This window comes from Dietzia sp. DQ11-71 (assembly GCF_014144995.1).
GTDB classification, from domain to species: Bacteria; Actinomycetota; Actinomycetes; order Mycobacteriales; family Mycobacteriaceae; genus Dietzia; species Dietzia kunjamensis.
The window spans coordinates 1-3,058 of record NZ_JAALDT010000142.1; the positions used below are offsets into that span (position 1 = coordinate 1).

The window sequence follows — 3,058 nt, forward strand, 5'->3', positions numbered from 1 at the left end:
CCGACGGCGAGGGCGGATACCGGGTCGAGTACCCGGCCCCGACCCGCCCGTCCGCGCCGGTGTCGGTCGAGGGGGACCGGCTCCGCCTGGAGTTCGACGGGTTCCGGGCCGTGGTGGCGCTGCCACCGCTGCTGTGCAGGTGCGTGCTCACACGATCCGTCTTCGAGCGCGACGCGGGTCGACTGGTGATCAGCTTCCTGCCCGACCCGGATCTGTGGCCCCCGAACCTCGTACCGTCCGGATCCACGGACCGCACCGGGTAGTATCCGACTTCGTCGACAGCCATCACAAGAGGACCGGTGACCTTTGCTGTACTACCTGTTCAGAGACGTGCTCATCGGCCCGTTCCTACGGCTGACGAGCCGGCGGGTCGTCACCGGCCGCGAGTATTTCCCCACCCATGGCGGCGCGCTGCTGGTCGGCAACCACCAGTCGGTGGCGGACTGGCTGTTCACCCCACTTGCTGTGCGCCGCCGGGTCACCTTCCTGGCCAAGAGCGACTACTTCACCGGCACCGGAATCCGCGGGATGCTCAGCCGGTGGTTCTTCGCGGGGTCGGGCCAGCACCCGATCGACCGCACCAATGCCGATGCGGCCCAGGCCGCCCTCGACGCCGGGCTCGAGGTCCTCTCGTCCGGGGAGATCCTGTGCATCTACCCCGAGGGCACGCGCTCGCCGGACGGTCGCCTGTACCGCGGGAAGACCGGGCCAGCCCGCCTAGCGCTCCGCGCCGGCGTCCCCATCATCCCGGTGGGAGTGACCGGAACCTCCGAATACGTACGCCGGATCTCCCGGTTTCGCCTCGGACGGCGCACCGAGGTCAGGGTGATGCTCGGCGAACCGCTCGACCTGACGCCGTGGGCCGGACGGGAGGGCGACCGCGACGCGGAGCGTGAGATCACCGACGAGCTCATGCGCCGGATCCAGGCGCTGACCAATCAGGAGTACGTCCACGACACGTACGGCGCCGAGATGAAGAAGCGCTACGAGGCGGTGCGCAAGGCCGGGCGGAACCTGCTCGACCACCCCGTCGAGGGACAGCGCTGACCCCCGGTGCGCTACTTCTACGACTGCGAATTCATCGAGGACGGCACCACGATCGAGCTGGTCTCCGTGGGGATCGTCGCCGAGGACGGCCGCGAGTTCTACGCGGTGTCCACTGATTTCGACGCCTCGGCGGCCGGACCGTGGGTGCGGCGCAACGTCCTTCCGAAGCTGCCCAACCCGTCGTCGTCCGAGTGGATGTCCCGGAGCCGCATCCGGGACGAGCTCTACGAGTTCGTCACCGCGCCGCCCACCGGCGGGGTCGAGATGTGGGCGTGGATCGGGGCGTACGACCACGTGGCCGTCTGCCAGCTGTGGGGCGACATGACAGCCCTTCCCGCCGCCATGCCCCGGTTCACGCGCGACGTCCGCCAGCTCTGGGAGACCGCCGGCAAGCCCGACCTGCCCGCACACCCGGGAGGGGAACACGACGCCCTCGCCGACGCCCGCCACGCCGCGATGCGCTTCCGCGCCATCGCGGCGAAGTCGCCCCACCTGGGTCTCTGAGGCCCGCTCCGCCGGTGGTGGCGTATCGTCGCCGGGGTGAGCAACTGGACAGTCGACGTCGACATCGCGCAACTCCCCGACCTCCCGCCGCTCTCCGCGGACCTGGATCGGCAGCTGGCGGACGCCCTCTCGCGGCCCGCCCTGCAGCAGCCGTCGTGGGATCCCGGTCACGCCGCGGCGATGCGCAAGGTGTTGGAGAGCGTGCCGCCGATCTGCGTCGCCTCCGAGGTCGAGCACCTCTCCGATCGCCTCGCCGACGTGGCGCACGGGCGTGCGTTCCTGCTCCAGGGCGGTGACTGCGCCGAGACGTTCGAGGCGAACACCGAGCCGCACATCAAGGGCGTGATCCGCACCCTGCTGCAGATGTCGGTCGTGCTGACCTACGGTGCGTCGATGCCCGTGGTCAAGGTCGGCCGGATCGCCGGCCAGTACGCCAAGCCCCGCTCGGCGGACCGCGACGGAACCGGGTTGCTGTCCTACCGCGGCGACATGGTCAACGCGCTCGAGCCGGACGAGGCGGCCCGTGAGCACGACGCCTCCCGGCTCGTCCGTGCCTACGCCAACGCGGCCGCGGCGATGAACCTGGTCCGTTCGCTCACGGCGTCGGGCACCGCGGACCTGCATCGCGTCCACGAATGGAACATGGAGTTCGTCGCGGGCTCGCCCGCTGGTGCCCGCTACGAGGCCCTCGCCGCCGAGGTGGATCGTGGCCTGCGCTTCATGGACGCGTGCGGGGTCTCGGACCAGAACCTGCGCTCGGCCGACATCTTCTCCTCCCACGAGGCGCTCGTCCTGGACTACGAGCGGGCCATGTTGCGCCTGGCCGACGACGGCACGGGCCTGACCGGCGACGCCGAGCAGGGGTTGTACGACCTGTCGGCGCACTTCCTGTGGATCGGGGAGCGGACCCGCGGCATCGACGACGCCCACGTGGCGTTCGCCTCGCTCATCCAGAACCCGATCGGCCTGAAGATCGGTCCCACCACCACGCCCGAGTTGGCGGTCGAGTACGTGGAGAAGCTCGACCCCCACAACCGGCCGGGTCGACTGACGCTCGTCTCCCGGATGGGCAACGACAAGGTCCGCGACGCGCTGCCGCCGATCGTCCAGGCCGTCGAGGCGACCGGCCACAAGGTCATCTGGCAGTGCGACCCCATGCACGGCAACACGCACTCGACGTCCAACGGGTACAAGACCCGCCATTTCGACCGGATCATCGACGAGGTACAGGGCTTCTTCGAGGTCCACCACGCTCTCGGTTCCCACCCGGGTGGCATCCACATCGAGCTCACCGGTGAGGACGTCACCGAGTGCCTCGGCGGAGCCCAGGACATCTCGGACATCGATCTGGCCGGTCGCTACGAGACCGCCTGCGACCCGCGCCTCAACACCCAGCAGTCGCTCGAGCTCGCCTACCTCGTGGCGGAGATGCTGCGCAGCTGACGCCGTAGGGGCCGGCCTCGCGCCCCGGAGGCACGGCCGGCCGCGCCCCCGGGGGCACGGCCGG

Annotated in this window: 3 protein-coding genes and 1 pseudogene; all 4 read left to right on the forward strand. The window is 70.3% G+C overall.

Annotation, left to right across the window (positions count from 1 at the left end; all coding sequences use genetic code 11):
* A pseudogene (locus G6023_RS05860) lies at positions 1-263 on the forward strand (hypothetical protein); the annotation flags it as partial.
* Between the two features lie 43 nt (positions 264-306).
* Positions 307-1,047, forward strand: a complete 741-nt coding sequence (locus G6023_RS05865; protein ID WP_182634440.1) for a lysophospholipid acyltransferase family protein — start codon at positions 307-309, stop codon at positions 1,045-1,047.
* A 6-nt stretch (positions 1,048-1,053) separates the two neighbouring features.
* A complete protein-coding gene (locus tag G6023_RS05870) occupies positions 1,054-1,551 on the forward strand; it encodes a polyadenylate-specific 3'-exoribonuclease AS (protein ID WP_182634442.1) in 498 nt (165 codons plus the stop codon).
* Positions 1,552-1,587: 36 nt separating this feature from the next.
* Positions 1,588-2,994 carry a class II 3-deoxy-7-phosphoheptulonate synthase gene (locus tag G6023_RS05875; RefSeq protein WP_067713735.1) on the forward strand — a complete coding sequence of 469 codons (1,407 nt, stop codon included), beginning with the start codon at positions 1,588-1,590 and terminating at the stop codon, positions 2,992-2,994.
* Positions 2,995-3,058 lie beyond the last annotated feature (64 nt).